The organism is Pseudomonas sp. UBA3149, from assembly GCF_002364655.1.
Taxonomy (GTDB): Bacteria; Pseudomonadota; Gammaproteobacteria; order Pseudomonadales; family Pseudomonadaceae; genus Chryseomonas; species Chryseomonas luteola.
Genome location: NZ_DEYV01000024.1, coordinates 42349 through 59139, shown reverse-complemented (window position 1 = coordinate 59139; position 16791 = coordinate 42349). Strand labels below are relative to the sequence as shown.

Below are 16791 nucleotides of genomic sequence, written 5' to 3'. Positions count from 1 at the left end.
TTGATCTACAAGGCTTTTTGCTGTTCCGTTGCAGCGGAAGTGGGCGCATTATAGGCCCCTCCGCTCACAGGTCAAGCTTTATTTGAAATATATCTGTAATCAACCTTTATCGATCTTGATAGAGATCGACAGGTGCCAGAAAGTAGCCCTGCTCACTTTGAACGACGCGGTATTGCTTTATCTCTCCGGGTGCAAGCAACAATGACTGACTCTTTATAGAAGCCATTGGAGTAGAGCAATAGCCAGTACCCAGCGAACGCAGCGTAACGCTGGTTTCGCCTGGCGGCAGGTTAAAGGAAACGCTTTCGCCAGCCATCAAGCGGGCGGCCAGTTCGTTCTTAAGGTAAATGCCAACATCACAGGCAGATGTAGTGGCTGTATCCCCTCGCGTAATCATCAAGACTGAAGGAGAGCCGCCTGCAGCGCCCGGGCTAGTAATGGTCTGGGCACAGATAAAGCTAGCGTGAAACGCCAGAATGCCTGCTAACAGCTTTAGGGGATGCCGCATGTTGGTTTCTCCTGCTCACCTATGGTGATGATTTTCTGCTCTGCTCAAGCGTGGAACAGAGCCTTTCCTTTATATCGACAGAGCGCCCGAATTCTTATTACACAGTGCTCATTTTTTTGCACGACGAAAAGCCTACCTGTCGGCCTTACCTACCGCTTACCTGATTGATTCAAAAAGCCCTTTCGCTTGGCTTAGACCTCTGTAGAATGCCGCCGCCCAAACCTTGGCTCTGTTCTTGCTAAACGGGGAAAAGCCTGACCGAGCGGACAGGTTTGGAGCGTTTATTACTAAAAACGACTTTTCTCTAGGAGCAGACAATGAGCCGCGCCCTTTCTTCCGTTGTATTAGCCAGCGGCCTGTTGTTAACAGGAAATGCTATGGCTGATGGCATGTTACATTGGCAGGACAATAGCCTTACCTACCTATACGGGCAAAATTACAAGGTTGATCCTGATACCCAGCAAACAATCACCTTTGAACATGCCAGTGACTGGTCATGGGGCGATATCTGGTTTTTTGTTGATAACAGCTGGTACAACGGTGTCGGGCGCTCCAACGCCAATGGCCATCACAGTTACTATGGCGAATTCAGCCCTCGCTTCTCGCTGGGTAAGCTGACGGGTACCAAATTAGAGCTTGGCCCGATCACTGATGTGCTGCTGGCCACTACCTATGAGTTTGGTGAAGGTGATGTCGATAGCTACCTGATCGGCCCTGGTTTCGATCTGAAGGTGCCCGGCTTCAATTTCTTTACTCTGAACTTCTACTATCGCAAGCCTGAAGGTAGCCGGGTTCGCTCAGGCGCCTGGCAGGTTACGCCCGCATGGTCCATTACTTTGCCGGCGGGGACTTCAGATATCCTGTTTGACGGCTACATCGACTGGGTCGTTAATAATAGAAACGATAACAAAACTCCTAGTCGCAGCTATCACGCCAATTTCCATTTCAACCCACAGATCAAATATGACCTTGGCAAGGCGATGGGCTACGAGGCCAAGCATATGTATGTAGGGGTGGAGTACGATTACTGGTCTGACAAATACGGCATCAAAGACAGCCACGCTTTTCGCACGGACCAAAATACTTTTAGCGTAATAGCCAAATATCATTTCTAAGAGCTTAGGCGCAGCGCCTATTTGATGCGCTGCGCCTGCTTATGCTACTCATTTTATCAAGCGCCGTTCTCGAAACGCGGCACTCCTGAGGCCCTGACTGGCCTCATGAATACCATTCCCCAGCGGGTCGGCTTGCCCAAGGCCAACGTACATTACTGTTTCAATAACACGTTAGGCTTCATATGGCTCTGTTGGCCAATATCCTTAAGCTCTGGCAGTACATTTAACACGCTTGCGTTTGAAGAGCATCCTGCCGAAGCATTGGCTCGCTACATTCAAGCCAAAACGACGCTTTCTCGGCGGTATTTTCTAGCCTCGTGTATTTTTGCCATGGAAATTGTTGGTGACGGTACTTGCCTGTATGAATATTTCGATCAGGACTACCGGTACTGGTTTAGGCAGCGGGCAGCTGTCTTTGAAGCATGGATCAAACACGGCAAAATGGATCCTGTTGCCCCTGTGCATCTTATTTTCGTGCTATGGGGCAGCACTTAGCACTATGCTGACTTTTCCAGCCGACTCTGCCATGTGACAGGACGCAACCAATTGACTGACCAGGATTTCGAGGCAGCGACCCATACGTTGACTCATATCATATTCAAGGGCTGTAGCCTTCAGCTGCCGGCTCGCATATGAGCGAAACACTATTAGTTGAAGCGGTGTTTCAGGAAGAGATCCGCAAGAGTCGCTTTCAGGCTTTTGCTGCGCCTATTTCAAGTGCTGCCGATGCGCAGACTTTTATTAACCGGGTCAGCGACCCTGGCGCTACTCATAATTGTTGGGCCTGGAAGCTTGGCCAACAATATCGGTTCAACGATGACGGCGAGCCTGGCGGGACTGCCGGCCGCCCCATCCTAACGGCCATCGAAGGACAGAACTGTGACCGAGTGGTTGTAGTGGTAACACGCTGGTTCGGTGGCATAAAGCTGGGGACAGGTGGATTGGTGCGCGCATATGGAGGCTGTGCTGCCAAATGCCTTCAACAGGCTGAGCGTGTGGAGTTAGTACCTCGAGTTCTGGTGGCCTGCCACTGCACTTATTCTGAGCTTCCCCTGCTCGAATCCAGACTACATGAGTTTGATGCTCTTCTAGACGACAAAGCATTCGGTGCCTCGGGTGTCGATATTCACCTGGCTTTGCCGGAAGAGCATCTTTCTCCTCTAGAGCGCTTTCTGGCAGATGTTAGCCGGGGCCGCATAGCGTTGCACCGTATCCAGGAATAAGACTGCCCAAGCGAAGCGTATAGCTTCGCTCTTCACCGCTTCGAACGGCACAAGAATTGCTGCCTTATGGTGCGCAGGAGAGAGACCCTGCCCTGCAAGCGTGCAATTGAGGCTTGTGGGCTCGCCTTCTCTGCCATTTAACATCTGCACCTAACATAAAAGCATGTAAATCACGTCAGGCAAAATGCGCCGTTCTAGTGCACTGACCTTGAGTACTGACTGTTTTTGGTGCCGTTATTCATTCTTGTGTAATTGCCAATCATGAACGAACTGCAAAGCGCCGTAAGCATTCTGATCCACGGATCCAACACATTATTCATTCTGGTAGGCGCTGTCATGGTTCTGGCCATGCATGCTGGTTTTGCCTTTTTGGAAGTAGGCACGGTTCGCCAGAAAAACCAGGTAAATGCGCTATCAAAAATACTGGCCGACTTCGCCATTTCTACCCTGGCTTATTTTTTTATCGGGTATTGGATTGCCTATGGCGTCAACTTCTTTGGCCCGGCTGAAGCGCTAATAGCCGATAACGGCTACGCCTTGGTGAAGTTTTTCTTTCTGCTGACATTTGCAGCCGCTATTCCGGCGATTATTTCTGGCGGTATTGCTGAGCGGGCACGGTTTGCACCACAGCTCTGCGCAACGGCTCTAATCGTGGCTTTTATCTATCCGTTTTTTGAGGGAATCGTCTGGAATAACAACCACGGCGTACAAGCTTGGCTTGAAGCCTCTTTTGGCGCGAAGTTTCATGACTTTGCCGGATCGGTTGTGGTGCACGCCGTTGGGGGTTGGCTTGCATTGGGAGCCGTCCTGTTACTCGGCCGCCGTAACGGTCGTTATCGTGATGGGCGGCTGGTGGCGTTCCCTCCCTCCAATATTCCTTTCCTCGCACTTGGCTCATGGATTCTGATTATTGGCTGGTTTGGCTTTAATGTCATGAGCGCTCAGACACTGGACGGCGTAAGCGGTCTAGTTGCCGTAAATTCATTGATGGCCATGGTAGGCGGTGTCGTGGCGTCGCTTATCTTTGGGCGAAACGATCCAGGTTTTCTACACAACGGTCCGTTAGCTGGGCTGGTTGCAGTTTGTGCCGGTTCGGATTTGATGCATCCTATTGGTGCATTGGCAACAGGCTTGGTTGCTGGAGGGCTCTTTGTATGGGCATTCACTGCCACCCAGGTGAAATGGAAAATCGATGACGTTCTGGGCGTCTGGCCTTTGCACGGCCTATGCGGCGTCTGGGGTGGTATCGCATGTGGCATCTTCGGGCAACCCGTGCTGGAAGGCCGTGGAGGCGTAAGCCTTGTAAGCCAGCTGATTGGCACATGTATGGGCGTAGCGATTGCACTGGCAGGCGGACTAATCGTTTATGGCGTCATCAAAAAAGTGCTTGGTCTGCGTCTGACGCAAGAGGAAGAGTATTACGGAGCGGACTTATCCATCCACAGGATTTCTGCTACCAATCCAGAATAAGTGCTTGATTTCAAAGCGCGTATAGGATTAGCAGGCGCTTTGAGAGGCTCGACTTGCTCACACTTAACGTGGATGGGGCTGTGGATAAGCCAAGGATACATGTGCCAAACGCATACGTTGCGCGGCCTAGGGAAAATTGATCACTTTTTGATCACCTCATGAAGGATTGCTCCTTTATCTTGCTCCCTTATAGATTTTCAGCCCTACCCTACTGCTAATGGCCTACAGGCCTTCCCTTGCCTAGCCGTTTATTAGGAGTCTAGTAATCCCAATTGTTACCAAGAATATGGCAGGCCGAAAATAAGGTGCATTGAATTTTCAAGTTGCCACTTTCTGAACGATGCATGGAGCGGGCAAGCATTACCAAGCCCGCCCTCAGGATCAGAGACCGATGATTGTCAGCATAATAAAGGTCAGGAACAGTACAAAGTGAGTCATGCCTTCAATTGCATTGGTTTCACCGTCATTGAGATTGATGGCAGCAATGATGAGGGTGACACCCATCATGACCGTCTGCACTGGGGTCATAGCCATTTGCATAGGCTGCCCGGTATAAAGTGCAATGGCCTCAACAACCGGCACCGTTAGAATAACGGTGGAAAGCGATGCTCCCAATGCGATGTTGATAACAGACTGCATGCGGTTGGCCATAGCTGCACGCAAGGCAGTAAGAATTTCTGGACTGGCCGAGATAACGGCAACCACCAAGGCAGATACCATTGGCGGAACCGGCAGCCCTTCAAGACCAGCGTCTAGTGATTTTGACATGACTTCGGCCAATGCGCCTGTCACTACCACGCCTACAATCAGCAGACCAACCGATAACCCTGTATTCGCTGGCGCTTCGTGCTCTACGACAGTTGAGTCACCAGCAGGCTTCTTTTTCTTCTTTTCTGGATAGTTGTAGCTGAAGAAGTAACTATGGGGACCAGTCTGCATCCGCAGAAACAGGGCATACATCAAGACCATTACGATAATGGTAAAGCCGGAGTAGACATGCCAGCGCTCGACCGGGATGAATTCCGGCACCAGCATGGAGATACTCACTGCGGTCAGGATCATTACCCCATAACTACGGCTGGAATCATCATTGTAGCGCTGCTCGCCATGCTTGAGCCCTCCAAGAAGAGCGGCCAAGCCGATCAGCCCATTGATATCGAGAATAACAGCTGCGTAGATCGTGTCTCGCGCCAGGGTCGGCGAGTGATCGTGCCCCATCATAATGGCTAGGATGATCACTTCTACCAGCACCGCCGAAAGCGTCAGGATCATCGTACCGTAGGGATCACCCACTTTTTCAGCAAGCACCTCTGCATGGTGAGCAACACGCATGGCAGCGCAGATGATGGCTGCGATCAGGGCCACCGCCCCGACCAAGGCAATCGTCTGGCCGCTTCCTACCAATTGATGCTCGAAGACATAGGCCAGCACGCCGGCCGCAATGGCGATCAGCAGGAATGCTTCGCCCCTCAATGTTGAAACCATGTAAGTCGTATCCTTTGAAAGACTCGCCTCATGCGGCGAAAGGCCAGCCAATTGACGGCATAGGGTTACGACATGTTTCAGCGCGTGATTTCGCCATCGGCCTGCAAAAAATCATTGCACTCCGCTAAAACGCTCTCGTGTCCCTGGGCCTCTTCTAGAAACCAGAGGTGGTTATGAGACCGCCAGACTGCAAGGCGTCGGCCTGACGCTCTGCACAGGCATTAATAGCGCTTTGCCTGCTTCAATGCCCCGCTCAGGCAGTAAAGACCTGCGCAGCGCCGGTGGGCATGACATAATTCCGGGCAAATCGCTGTTAATGAGTAATCCCACCATGTACGACTGGCTCAATGCCCTCCCCAAAGCCGAACTTCATCTTCATCTGGAGGGCACGCTCGAGCCCGAGCTCATGTTCAAGCTGGCTGAGCGCCATGGCATCCAGCTGCCTTTCGAGAATGTCGAGGCGCTGCGCAAAGCCTACTCCTTCAACAACCTTCAGGAATTCCTGGACCTGTATTACCAGGGCGCGAATGTTCTGCGCACTGAAGAAGACTTTTACGACCTGACGTGGGCCTATCTGCTCAAGTGCAAAGAACAAAACGTCATTCATACCGAACCATTCTTCGACCCGCAAACACATACGGACCGTGGTATTCCGTTCGAAGTAGTCCTGCGCGGTATCCAGCAGGCGCTCAAGGATGGCGAGCAGAAGCTGGGTGTAACCAGCGGCTTGATCCTGAGCTTCCTGCGTCACCTGTCTGAAGACGAAGCCCAGAAGACATTGGATCAGGCGCTTCCCTTCCGTGACGCCTTTATTGCGGTTGGCCTGGACAGTTCCGAGATGGGTCATCCACCAAGTAAGTTCAAACGTGTTTTCGACCGCGCGCGCAGCGAAGGCTTTGTTGCTGTGGCACATGCTGGCGAGGAAGGCCCGCCCGAGTACATCTGGGAAGCTCTGGATCTGCTGAATGTGGTCCGTATCGACCATGGCGTCCGTGCAGCCGAAGATGAGCGCCTGCTGCACCGCCTGATCGACCAGCAGATTCCGCTGACGGTCTGCCCGCTGTCCAACACCAAGCTGTGCGTGTTTGATGACATGAGCCAGCACAACATTCTCAAGCTGCTCGAGCGTGGACTGAAAGTGACCGTGAACTCTGACGATCCAGCCTATTTCGGCGGCTACGTGACCGAAAACTTCATGGCACTGTACGAAAGCCTGGGCATGACTCAGGATCAGGCCAAGCGCCTGGCCCAGAACAGCCTGGACGCCCGCCTGGTCTGACAGGTACTACCGGCCGCCCTCGTGCGGCCGGTTTTCATTGTGCTATCCGTAATCGCTATCGAGAACTTCAATGCCTTTGAATGCCGCTGAAACGACCCAGTATCAACAGTTCGCCGAGCGCCTGGCCGATGCCGCCGCCGTGGCTATCAAGCCGTATTTCCGCTCGCAGCTTCAGGTGGATGACAAAGGCGGTCGCCTATTCGACCCCGTCACGCTGGCCGACAAGGCCGCCGAGCGCGCCATGCGTGAGTTGATCCTGAGCGAATTTCCGGAACACGGCATTCTGGGTGAAGAAGAAGATGCTGTTACCGGAAGCAGTTTGCTGACCTGGGTGCTAGATCCTATCGATGGCACGCGCGCCTTCATTACCGGGCTACCGCTCTGGGGTACCTTGATCGCCCTGAACGATGGCTCTCGCCCCGTCATCGGCGTAATGAATCAGCCGTTCACAGGGGAGCGCTTTGTCGGAACACCAGAAGGCGCCTGGCTCAATGGTATCCCGCTAAAGACCCGCGCCTGTGCCAGCCTCTCCAAAGCCCGCGTGATGTGTACAAGCCCGCAGATCCTTGATACACCAGAGCGTCTGGCAGCCTTTGAACGCATTGCCGAACAGGCTCAGCTGGTCCGCTTCGGTGGCGACTGTTACGCCTACTGTATGCTGGCGTCGGGCTTTGTGGATGTCATTATCGAGGCGAGCCTGCAACCCTATGATGTCCAGGCGCTGATTCCGATCATCGAAGGCGCTGGCGGTGTCATGACCAGCTGGAACGGTGGCGACGCGCAGAATGGCGGTGCAATCATCGCTTGTGGTGACAAGACGCTGCATGCCGAACTCATTCAGCAGCTTGCTCCCTACGCCTGAGTTCTGCTTATAGGCCTTGCCAGGGGGCTTTTTCCAGAAGCCTCTGGCAATGCAGCCGGATCAGATCCCTCAATTGCGTCACAGCGCTCGATAGTTGGGCGCGGTGTGGACAGAGCAGGTTAAGCGGCGTTACTTCGCCATGCCACTCCGGTAACGCTAGCTCCAGTAGCCCCGCTTCGACATCACTCGCGACATCCAGCCACGACTTATAAACAAGCCCCTGTCCGGCCACGGCCCAGCGTCGAATGACATCGGCATCATCACTTATGCGGTCTCCCTGAACGGTGACCGTTACCTGTCGCTTGCCATCATCGAATACCCATCGATCATGAGCCCTGGAACCACGCATATAGCAGAGGCAATTATGCTGACGCAGTTCGTCCGGCTGCTGAGGACGGCCTCGTCGTTGAAAGTATGCAGGCGACGCACACAGCACACGTTGATTGAGCGGAGCGAGGGGCAAGGCCACCAGAGAAGAATCTTCAGGTGCGCCATACCGGATGGCAATGTCCACAGACTCACGAAACAGATCGTTCAGGTGATCGGACAGGAGCAGTCGAAAGCTTACCTCAGGATACAGCGTCTGAAATTCGTCCAGCCATTCTAGTAGATGATTGCGACCCAGATCCGAAGGTGCCGACAGATGCAGCACACCCTTGATCCCAGCCTTGCCGCTTTCCAGCAGGCGCTGCCCTTCCTCAAGGCTCTGCAAGGCTTGTCGGGCGTGTTCCAGATACATCTGCCCTTCAGAGGTTAGCCGAAGGCTTCGGGTCGAGCGCGCCAGAAGCCTGGTATCAAGCGCATCCTCTAGACGCTTCAGCGCCGCGCTCGCTACCGCTGCCGATAGACCTAATTCTCGCGCAGCGGCGGAAAGACTGGCGCATTCCACAGTCCTAACAAACAGTTGCAAGTCAGCCAGACGGATCATTTTCAAAATTTTATTGAAAGAGCCTTGCTTTATAACGGCTTTTATCATCCAGCGAAAGAGAACACCATTACTGCATTTCACAGGAGAAATACGATGACTACTCCCCTGACACTGGTTGCTACCCTGGTTGCCAAAGAGGGTTCCGAAGCTGAACTGGAACAAGCCCTACGTGGCCTACAGCCGCAGAGCCGTGCAGAAGATGCCTGTATCCAATATGACTTCCATCGCGATGCCGAGCAGCCACGCACGTTTCACATGATCGAACAATGGCGTGACGAAGCGTCCCTGGCCCAGCACGAGGCAACACCACACTTCCAGGCCGCATTACCGGTTATCGAGCGTACCGCTGAGAAATTCAGTGTGACCAAGATGTACCGTATTTCCTGAGGAAAACAGCATGAAAGTCGTTGCACATTACAAGTGCCTGCCTGTCGACAACCCGGATAGTCTGCAGGACATCGAACTTCCCGAGCCAACCCCAGGCCCGCGTGATCTGCTGGTTGAAGTCAAAGCTGTCTCGGTGAATCCGGTAGACACCAAGGTTCGCCAGGGTTACGTACCCCATGCCGATGAATCGCAACCGCGTATTCTGGGCTGGGACGCGACCGGCATCGTCAAATCGGTAGGCCGCGATGTCACCCTATTCAAGCCGGGCGATAGGGTTTGGTATGCCGGATCACTGGTGCGCCCGGGCAGCAATAGCGAGTTTCAGCTGGTTGACGAGCGTATCGTAGGTCGCATGCCTGAGTCGCTGGCGTTTGCTCAGGCGGCTGCGCTGCCATTGACCTCCATTACAGCATGGGAGCTGCTATTCGACCGCCTGGGTGTCACACGTGATAAGGCTGATCGTGGCGAAACCCTGCTGATCGTGGGTGCTGCGGGTGGCGTAGGCTCTATCATGACGCAACTGGCTCGCCAGTTGACCGGGCTTACCGTCATCGGTACGGCTTCTCGTCCTGAAACGCAGGCTTGGGTAACCGAACTCGGCGCGCATCATGTGATCGATCACAGCAAACCGCTCAGCGAGGAGCTCAAGCGCATCGGCATTCCGCAGGTTACCTATGTCGCGAGCCTGACCCAGACCGATCGTCATTATGAGCAGATCATCGAATCTCTGATGCCTCAGGGCAAACTTGGCCTGATCGATGATCCCGAGTCGCTGGACGCCGTACCGCTCAAGCGCAAGAGCCTGTCGCTGCACTGGGAACTGATGTATACCCGCTCGCTGTACGAGACGTCGGACATGCAGGAGCAGCATAACCTGCTCAACGAGGTGGCTCAGCTGATCGATAGCGGTGTACTGCGCACTACGTTCGGTGAACATTACGGAAAGATCAACGCCGAGAACCTGCGTCGCGCCCATGCTCTGCTGGAAAGCGGCAAGGCCAAGGGCAAGATCGTATTGGAAGGCTTCTGATCGCCAGCAGCTCGGTAGTGAAAAGCTGCCGGGCTGCTTTCAGAGAGCTATCAAGCGTCAGGCCAATGGCATGGCAGTGAACCTCGTCACACGCTACCCTGTCCACTGTGGATATCAGCTTTCGCTTCGTGCGAACGATGGGGACACGGATGCGGACATTTCATCCATTTCGCTTGGCTGGTCTGTATGCCCTGATCGGGATTGCGTGGGTAGGGATCACTGACTACCTTCTGGATCATGCGTCATTCAACGCCAGTACGCTTAGCGCCCTGCAAACGACCAAAGGCATTCTGTTTGTCTGTGGCATTGCCGTCCTGCTCTACTTCTATGTTCGTCGAGAACACCACGCGCGCCAACAGCTGATTGATGAGTTACAGCGGCACGTAGAGCAACTGCAACAAACATTAAATACCACTGCTCAGGCTGCCGATGATCCCTCCCCGCCCCAGCCTGTTGCTCAGACGCACGCTGAAACACATCATTATCAGGACATAATCGATCATCTCCCGATTGTGGCCTTTCTGGTCGATATAGATGGGCATTGGCGCTTTCTCAGCTCTGCCTGGGAGCGGATGACCAACAAACCCATCGCTCAGACGATAGGCGTTTCGGTTTTCCAGTGTTTCCATAGCCAGGAAAGCCAGCCCATCCGCCAGATGCTCAATGAGTTTCGTGACGGTACGCGACAAGACTGCTCTGCCACGCTGCGCCTGTGTCAGGCAGATGGCTCGCATCGCTGGGTCTCGTTCAGGATTCATAAGGTCATCGATAATGGTCTTCAGGGAACTCTCACTGATATCCATCATCAGTTCCAGGCCGACGCCTTACAGCGCGCCCGCAATGCCGTGCTCGACGAGCTCCTGCTGGCGCATTCCAAACGCAGCATCCTCACGGGTATTGCTAAGCGTCTGGAGGATATATTCCCTGAAATGCGCGTTATCATTCAGCTAGCGGATTATTCTCAAAACAAACTCCGCGTCAGCGCAGCACCAAGCCTGCCGGATGCGTATATCAATGCAATGGAAGACTCGCCTATTGCTCCAGACTCAGGCACCTGTGGCGCAGCGGTCTATCGTAACGGACTGGTCATCAGCCAGGACATCGAGCACGACCCGAACTGGGAAGGTTTGCGCGAGGCTGCCCGACAGGCCGATATCCGCTCCGGCTGGTCCTTACCGATTCGTGATGAGACCGAAAGTGCTGTTGGGGTATTTGGCATCTATTACCACACGCTCACTTCACCCGAGCAGGCCACCATTGCGCTGGTCAATGAATTTACCCGCCTGGCCGCACTGGCCATCCGGCAACAGCGTCATACTCAAGAGCGGGACGAGATTGAACACCGCTTCCGCGCCACGTTCGAACATGCGGCCATCGGAATCGCTCTGGTAGGGCTTGATTACAAGTGGATGCGTGCCAATCGATACCTGTGCCAGATGGTGGGATATTCGCACGATGAATTAAGGAACCTGACGGTTCATGATGTTACCTATTCCGAGGATTTGCCTTCCGGTACCGAGCGGATTCGCGAACTGCTCGCCGGAACAATGGATAGCTATGAGCTTGAAAAACGCTATGTGCGTCGGGATGGCCAAGTCATCTGGGTCGATCTGAACGTTACCCTGATTCGAGGCACGCAGGGCGAGCCTCACTACTTCATTGCGGTCATCGAGGATATAACGCTGCGCAAGATTCAGGAGGAATCGCTGCGTCAGGCGGCGGCTCTTTTCGAAAACAGCCGTGACAGTATTGTGGTGCTTGATCAGCGACGCCGTATCCTCATGGCTAACCCAACCTTTCAAGCCTTGTGCGCTCGCTCCATCATGGAGTTGCAGGGTCAGAAACTGCCGCTGCCGCTCAGTGGCCGCCAGGATCATCACTTCTATCGCACCCTATGGCGCACGTTACTGAAGGAAGGCCACTGGGAAGGCGAGGTCTTATGGCGCCGCCCCAACGGCATGAACTTCCCCGGCTGGCTCAACATCAGCCAGATTAGCCAGCGGGACCAGCGTCAGTTCGTCATGGTGCTGAGCGATACCAGCCAACTTAAGGAAAGCGAAGCACGGCTGGCCCATTTGGCCCATTTCGATCCACTAACTGATCTGCCCAACCGCCTGCTCGCCCGGACCCGACTGGATCATGCCTTGAAACGGCTGCAGGGAGAGGGTCAACTGGCCGTGCTGCTGCTTGATCTCGACCATTTTCGTACTGTTAACGAAAGTTATGGCCATCCCGCAGGAGATGATTTGATCAACGCAGTAGCCAATACCCTCAGATCCGGCCTGAGACCCGAGGATACGCTGGCCCGCATTGGAGGAGATGAGTTTCTGGTCATCCTTGAGCAATTCGAACGGCTCGATGAAGTGGCGACGCTGGCGCAAACGCTGCGCCAGCTGTTAGAAGCCCCGCTACGTCTGGAAGATGGCGAGGAGGTCTTTCTTAGCTTGAGCCTGGGTATCAGTATCTACCCCAGCGATGGTAGCACTGCCGACGAGCTGATTCGCAATGCAGACGCGGCCATGCACTTGGCTAAGAACCAGGGCCGCGACACCTATCGCTTCTATACACAGGCGTTGACAGAGCAGGCTCGTCGGCGGTTAAGCTTGGAATCGCGCCTGCGCGTAGCGTTGCAACGCTGCGATTTTGTCTTGTATTACCAACCCCTGATTGATGTCGCAACGGGCCAACCCATTGGCGCAGAGGCGTTGGTGCGCTGGCGTGACCCGGAATTTGGAATGATCTCCCCAGCCGATTTTATTCCTCTGGCCGAGGAAACCGGGCTGATCGTCCCTCTGGGCTTCTGGATTCTAGAGCAAGCCTGCCACCAAATTCGAGAGTGGCTCGACAAGGGTATTGAACTCGACATCATCGCGGTCAATTTGTCTCCAAGGCAGTTTGCCCAAGCCGATCTGGCTGAGCGCATTACCAGAGCCCTGAATAGACAACATCTGCCTGCCAATAAGCTGGAGCTGGAAATCACAGAGGGAACGCTGATGGAAAATGTCGAGATGGCATTGACCAGCCTTGCGGCTCTAAAAGCGCTTGGGGTGCGCATTGCAGTCGATGACTTTGGCACTGGCTACTCGTCGCTTGCCTACCTGCGCCGTTTCCCACTGGATAAACTCAAGATCGACCAGAGCTTCATGCGCGATATCCGTACCGATAATGGCGAACATGGCAATCAGGCCATTGCGTCCGCCATTATTGCCTTGGGGCACAGCCTGCACCTGGACGTTCTGGCAGAAGGTGTTGAAACCGACGAACAGCTTGAAGTGATCCGTAAACTCGGCTGTCAGCAATGCCAGGGGTATCTGTTCAGCCCTCCGCTTCCACCGGAAGCGTTCGAGAAATGGTATTACGATTACCACCGGTCACTAACTTGACCCACGTCACGCTTCTGTAACCTAAGTAATGTCTACACTAAGCGCCCACCGACAACCGAGGGAAGGGGGAATACGCAATGAAAATTGAAGTCCGCCCGTTGACGCGCTCGCCTCAAAGTAGTTGGCAAGTTCGTCTGGATGATCAAGCCATCACCTTTAGAACCGAGGACGAAGCGCGTACATACGTCGACAAGCTCAATGCTCGATTGAAAGCCCCTCATAAGCTGCCGGAAAGCCTTCCGGCCTGATCGGATCAGTGGGGTGCTGGCCTTGTACGTGTTGTCAGCCAGGCCAGCACCGCTGCTGCCACGCCACAGATTGCAATGATTGCCGCCATTGGCCGTGCCGTACCGTCATGCAGCATTCCTACCGCCGCGGACGATAAGGCCGCGATGGAAAACTGCAGGCATCCCAACAGTGCAGACGCACTGCCTGCGTTACTCCCCTGACCAGCCATTGCGCATGCCGAAGCGTTGGGAATGATGCCGCCCAACGAGGCGATGCAGCAGAACAGCGGCACACAGATCCACCACAACATGGCGGGCTGAAAAGCCGCGATGACGAGCAGCACAAGGCTTGCCGCGCCGTAAAACCGCGTGACTCTTGTCAGCAGCCAGGATGGGCCGTGCCGGCTCAAAAGGCGCGCATTAATCTGACTAAATAAGATGAACCCTGCCGCATTGCTGCCAAACACCCAACCAAAATGCTCTGCCGGTACACCGTACAGGTTGATGAACACAAACGGAGAGCCTGCGATATACGCAAACATACCTGCCATGGAGATGCCGCCGATAAGCGCAAACCCCATGAAGTTCCTGTCACTCAACATTTGCCAGTATTGCCGCAGCGCGTTGCGCAACAATGGACGCGGTGCCTCGGGCGGCAGGGTTTCTGGTAGCCAGCGCGCAACCGCGCTGCCACATAGCAGGGCAAAGACCACCAAACTGATGAAAATGGCTTGCCAGCCAACATGATTGAGTAGGAAGCCTCCGCCAATCGGCGCGAGGATCGGCGCAACCCCGGTCACCAGAACGATCTGGGAAAAGGCCTTGGCAGCATGAATCGGATCGCACAAGTCACGCACTACGGCACGCGAAATCACCATGCCTGCGCAACCGCCTAATGCCTGAACGAAACGCGCCGCAATCAACCACTCCAGCGTAGGCGCTATAGCACAGGCCAATGAGGCAAGGGTAAACAGAACGATACCTGTGAGCAGCGGTATACGTCGGCCGAACCGATCTGCCAGCGGTCCGTAGAACAGTTGCCCAATGGACAAGCCTGCGAAATACGCCGAAAGGCTCAACTGGACGTGTTCCACATCCGTTGAAAAGGCTTTTGCCAGTGACGGGAAAGACGGCAGGTACATGTCGATGGCAAACGGCGCAAACGCGCTGAGCGCACCCAGCATTAACAAAATGCGAAATGTCATTGAGGAGATCCGGAGGGGGCCAGCGGCCCAAAAGCGATGAACTGCCATGCTGTTACATACAACAATGTTTGTAAATACACGGCCAACCGTTAAACTATCGTTTTAATCCTTGATTTTCATACGAACCTTATGCGCAGAACCAAAGAAGAAGCCGAGCAGACCCGACGCGACATCATTGAGGCCGCTGAACAGCTCTTTCTCGCCAATGGCGTGGCGCATACTAGCCTTGAGATGATAGCTCGTGAATGCGGAGTCACACGTGGCGCTGTGTATTGGCACTTCCAGAACAAGGCACATCTGTTCCATGAGATGCTCAACGAGGTTCGTACTCCCATGGAAGTGCTTAATCAGCAACTCTGCGGTTGTCAGGGACGAGATCCGATTATTTCCTTGAAAGATGTCTGTGTGAACGGCATGCACCGGCTGACTCAGGATGAGCGCAGTCGCCGGGTCATGACCATTCTGCTGCATCGCTGTGAATTTACCGACGAGTTGCGGGAGGCCGAGGAGCGCAATAACGCCTTTATTTCACAGTTCATAGGTTTGTGCGAGCAGCTATGGAAGCATCAGGAAAAGCGGCTGCAACCGGGCGTCACGCCTCGCATGGCTGCCTTTGCCGTGCATTCGATGTTCATTGGCCTGATCAGCGACTGGCTGCGCGACCCCGGCCTGTTTGACCCGGTCAAGGATTCGACCGCAATGTTCGATATCCTCTTCCGGGGCCTGGTGCGGGACTGGGATCAGGCGATTTCAGCGGAATAACCTTCTTCGCGAATCGCCTCCAGCAGCGGCTCGGGAGCTTCGCGACTGTCTACCGTGACTTTGCCGGTTGGCAGATCCACGTCGACCCTGGCCGATGCGTCCAATGCGGTGATCGCCTGGGTAACCGCCTTGACGCAGTGGCCACAGCTCATGCCTTGTACATTAAAGGTATGCATGGGGTATCTCCTGACGGGAAAATTTCATTCTCAACCTTCCCACGAGGTCAAGGTCAAGTCCGACAGCTTCTGTTAGCACGGTAAGTCACCTATTATTGCGAAAGGTCGCCTTGCCCTTTCGGAAGAACGGCCTATCACCACTACACCGTGCGGATAGGGACTCGCTCATGGCTACACTGCCGCGTTATTCGAATGCACAGATTCTTTTGCATTGGCTAACGGCCCCTCTGGTCATCCTCATCATTTCCCTTCCCTACTTCGAAGATTTTTTCAGTGGGCTACTGGGCAGCGGAGCCGATGTCTTCACCCTGCATAAATCGCTGGGCATTACCGTTCTGGCTCTGACCGTGATCCGCTTGCTGGTTCGCTTCAAACATGGCTCACCAGCCCTGTTGCCGCCGGATGCCGTGCTTCAGCAGAAACTGGCCAAGCTGGGGCATGCGGTGCTGTATGCGCTGCTTTTTCTCATGCCCATCACAGGGCTTATCTTCAGCGTTCGCCCTGTCAACTACTTCTGGTTGTTCAGCTTTGGCCCCCTGCCCTTGCCTGAAGCGCTTCGCAGTGCAGCCAAGCAGGTTCATGTCACCGTGCAGTATGCGTTTATCCTGTTGATCCTAGGACATGCCAGCATGGCGATCTGGCACTACGTGGCGCGTCGGGACCGTGTATTGCCCGGCATGTTGCCCCTGATCAAGGATTGATCGGCAGGGCTTGACCTTAACACGAGGTCAAGGTTGATCCTCTATCCTGT

General features: G+C 54.3%; 16 protein-coding genes and 1 pseudogene. 12 read left to right on the top strand and 5 right to left on the bottom strand.

Annotation, left to right across the window (positions count from 1 at the left end):
• Positions 1-106: 106 nt before the first annotated feature.
• The gene (locus B3729_RS14020; RefSeq protein ID WP_286788192.1) at positions 107-508 is read right to left on the bottom strand and encodes a hypothetical protein; all 402 of its coding nucleotides are present in this window, start codon (positions 506-508) and stop codon (positions 107-109) included.
• Positions 509-825: 317 nt separating this feature from the next.
• On the opposite strand from B3729_RS14020, the gene B3729_RS14015 reads away from it, so the two are divergent.
• From B3729_RS14015 to B3729_RS14000, 4 genes and pseudogenes are all read left to right on the top strand, one after another.
• A complete protein-coding gene (locus tag B3729_RS14015; RefSeq protein ID WP_074822572.1) occupies positions 826-1623 on the top strand; it encodes an outer membrane protein OmpK in 798 nt (265 codons plus the stop codon).
• A gap of 105 nt (positions 1624-1728) precedes the next feature.
• Positions 1729-2259: pseudogene (locus B3729_RS14010) on the top strand (TetR family transcriptional regulator C-terminal domain-containing protein); the annotation flags it as partial.
• A complete protein-coding gene (locus B3729_RS14005; RefSeq protein WP_286788191.1) occupies positions 2256-2846 on the top strand; it encodes an IMPACT family protein in 591 nt (196 codons plus the stop codon). The pseudogene B3729_RS14010 and the gene B3729_RS14005, both read left to right, overlap by 4 nt.
• A gap of 261 nt (positions 2847-3107) precedes the next feature.
• Positions 3108-4316, top strand: a complete 1209-nt coding sequence (locus B3729_RS14000) for an ammonium transporter (RefSeq protein ID WP_286788190.1) — start codon at positions 3108-3110, stop codon at positions 4314-4316.
• A 381-nt stretch (positions 4317-4697) separates the two neighbouring features.
• Here B3729_RS14000 and B3729_RS13995 read toward each other — a convergent pair whose 3' ends face one another.
• On the bottom strand, positions 4698-5801 hold the full coding sequence (locus tag B3729_RS13995) for a calcium:proton antiporter (RefSeq protein WP_010795504.1): 1104 nt from the start codon (positions 5799-5801) through the stop codon (positions 4698-4700).
• Between the two features lie 331 nt (positions 5802-6132).
• On the opposite strand from B3729_RS13995, the gene B3729_RS13990 reads away from it, so the two are divergent.
• Positions 6133-7080, top strand: a complete 948-nt coding sequence (locus B3729_RS13990) for an adenosine deaminase (protein WP_074822673.1) — start codon at positions 6133-6135, stop codon at positions 7078-7080.
• 70 nt (positions 7081-7150) lie between these two features.
• The gene (gene hisN, locus B3729_RS13985; protein WP_286788189.1) at positions 7151-7942 is read left to right on the top strand and encodes a histidinol-phosphatase; all 792 of its coding nucleotides are present in this window, start codon (positions 7151-7153) and stop codon (positions 7940-7942) included.
• A 7-nt stretch (positions 7943-7949) separates the two neighbouring features.
• On the opposite strand, the gene B3729_RS13980 is transcribed toward hisN, so the two are convergent.
• Positions 7950-8870, bottom strand: coding sequence for a LysR family transcriptional regulator (locus tag B3729_RS13980; RefSeq protein ID WP_286788193.1), 921 nt, complete (start codon positions 8868-8870; stop codon positions 7950-7952).
• A gap of 93 nt (positions 8871-8963) precedes the next feature.
• Here B3729_RS13980 and B3729_RS13975 point away from each other — a divergent pair, with 93 nt between their 5' ends.
• The 4 genes from B3729_RS13975 to B3729_RS13960 all read left to right on the top strand — a co-directional run bounded on the left by B3729_RS13975 (position 8964) and on the right by B3729_RS13960 (position 13918).
• The gene (locus tag B3729_RS13975) at positions 8964-9257 is read left to right on the top strand and encodes a putative quinol monooxygenase (RefSeq protein ID WP_010795508.1); all 294 of its coding nucleotides are present in this window, start codon (positions 8964-8966) and stop codon (positions 9255-9257) included.
• Positions 9258-9267: 10 nt separating this feature from the next.
• Positions 9268-10287 (top strand): zinc-binding alcohol dehydrogenase family protein, encoded by a 1020-nt coding sequence (locus B3729_RS13970; protein ID WP_150346757.1) that lies wholly within the window; start codon positions 9268-9270, stop codon positions 10285-10287.
• A 149-nt stretch (positions 10288-10436) separates the two neighbouring features.
• Positions 10437-13670: a bifunctional diguanylate cyclase/phosphodiesterase gene (locus B3729_RS13965; RefSeq protein WP_286788188.1), complete on the top strand. Its 3234-nt coding sequence runs from the start codon at positions 10437-10439 to the stop codon at positions 13668-13670.
• 77 nt (positions 13671-13747) lie between these two features.
• Positions 13748-13918, top strand: a complete 171-nt coding sequence (locus B3729_RS13960) for a hypothetical protein (RefSeq protein ID WP_010795511.1) — start codon at positions 13748-13750, stop codon at positions 13916-13918.
• Positions 13919-13923: 5 nt separating this feature from the next.
• Here the strand turns inward: B3729_RS13960 and B3729_RS13955 are convergent, their stop codons facing one another.
• A complete protein-coding gene (locus B3729_RS13955) occupies positions 13924-15102 on the bottom strand; it encodes a Bcr/CflA family multidrug efflux MFS transporter (RefSeq protein ID WP_286788187.1) in 1179 nt (392 codons plus the stop codon).
• A gap of 129 nt (positions 15103-15231) precedes the next feature.
• On the opposite strand from B3729_RS13955, the gene B3729_RS13950 reads away from it, so the two are divergent.
• Entirely contained in the window at positions 15232-15864 is a 633-nt protein-coding gene (locus tag B3729_RS13950; protein ID WP_010795513.1) for a TetR family transcriptional regulator, read from the top strand.
• On the opposite strand, the gene B3729_RS13945 is transcribed toward B3729_RS13950, so the two are convergent.
• Positions 15843-16040: a heavy-metal-associated domain-containing protein gene (locus B3729_RS13945; RefSeq protein ID WP_010795514.1), complete on the bottom strand. Its 198-nt coding sequence runs from the start codon at positions 16038-16040 to the stop codon at positions 15843-15845. The two genes, B3729_RS13950 and B3729_RS13945, sit on opposite strands and share 22 nt — an antisense overlap.
• 167 nt (positions 16041-16207) lie before the next feature.
• Here B3729_RS13945 and B3729_RS13940 point away from each other — a divergent pair, with 167 nt between their 5' ends.
• The gene (locus B3729_RS13940) at positions 16208-16741 is read left to right on the top strand and encodes a cytochrome b (RefSeq protein ID WP_286788186.1); all 534 of its coding nucleotides are present in this window, start codon (positions 16208-16210) and stop codon (positions 16739-16741) included.
• Positions 16742-16791 lie beyond the last annotated feature (50 nt).

Excerpts from the sequence above, each read along its gene's own strand:
- B3729_RS14020 (WP_286788192.1), bottom strand. The coding sequence starts at position 508 with ATGCGGCATCCCCTAAAGCTGTTAGCAGGCATTCTGGCGTTTCACGCT.
- B3729_RS14015 (WP_074822572.1), top strand. The coding sequence starts at position 826 with ATGAGCCGCGCCCTTTCTTCCGTTGTATTAGCCAGCGGCCTGTTGTTA.
- B3729_RS14005 (WP_286788191.1), top strand. The coding sequence starts at position 2,256 with ATGAGCGAAACACTATTAGTTGAAGCGGTGTTTCAGGAAGAGATCCGC.
- B3729_RS14000 (WP_286788190.1), top strand. The coding sequence starts at position 3,108 with ATGAACGAACTGCAAAGCGCCGTAAGCATTCTGATCCACGGATCCAAC.
- B3729_RS13995 (WP_010795504.1), bottom strand. The coding sequence starts at position 5,801 with ATGGTTTCAACATTGAGGGGCGAAGCATTCCTGCTGATCGCCATTGCG.
- B3729_RS13990 (WP_074822673.1), top strand. The coding sequence starts at position 6,133 with ATGTACGACTGGCTCAATGCCCTCCCCAAAGCCGAACTTCATCTTCAT.
- hisN (WP_286788189.1), top strand. The coding sequence starts at position 7,151 with ATGCCTTTGAATGCCGCTGAAACGACCCAGTATCAACAGTTCGCCGAG.
- B3729_RS13980 (WP_286788193.1), bottom strand. The coding sequence starts at position 8,870 with ATGATCCGTCTGGCTGACTTGCAACTGTTTGTTAGGACTGTGGAATGC.
- B3729_RS13975 (WP_010795508.1), top strand. The coding sequence starts at position 8,964 with ATGACTACTCCCCTGACACTGGTTGCTACCCTGGTTGCCAAAGAGGGT.
- B3729_RS13970 (WP_150346757.1), top strand. The coding sequence starts at position 9,268 with ATGAAAGTCGTTGCACATTACAAGTGCCTGCCTGTCGACAACCCGGAT.
- B3729_RS13965 (WP_286788188.1), top strand. The coding sequence starts at position 10,437 with ATGCGGACATTTCATCCATTTCGCTTGGCTGGTCTGTATGCCCTGATC.
- B3729_RS13960 (WP_010795511.1), top strand. The coding sequence starts at position 13,748 with ATGAAAATTGAAGTCCGCCCGTTGACGCGCTCGCCTCAAAGTAGTTGG.
- B3729_RS13955 (WP_286788187.1), bottom strand. The coding sequence starts at position 15,102 with ATGACATTTCGCATTTTGTTAATGCTGGGTGCGCTCAGCGCGTTTGCG.
- B3729_RS13950 (WP_010795513.1), top strand. The coding sequence starts at position 15,232 with ATGCGCAGAACCAAAGAAGAAGCCGAGCAGACCCGACGCGACATCATT.
- B3729_RS13945 (WP_010795514.1), bottom strand. The coding sequence starts at position 16,040 with ATGCATACCTTTAATGTACAAGGCATGAGCTGTGGCCACTGCGTCAAG.
- B3729_RS13940 (WP_286788186.1), top strand. The coding sequence starts at position 16,208 with ATGGCTACACTGCCGCGTTATTCGAATGCACAGATTCTTTTGCATTGG.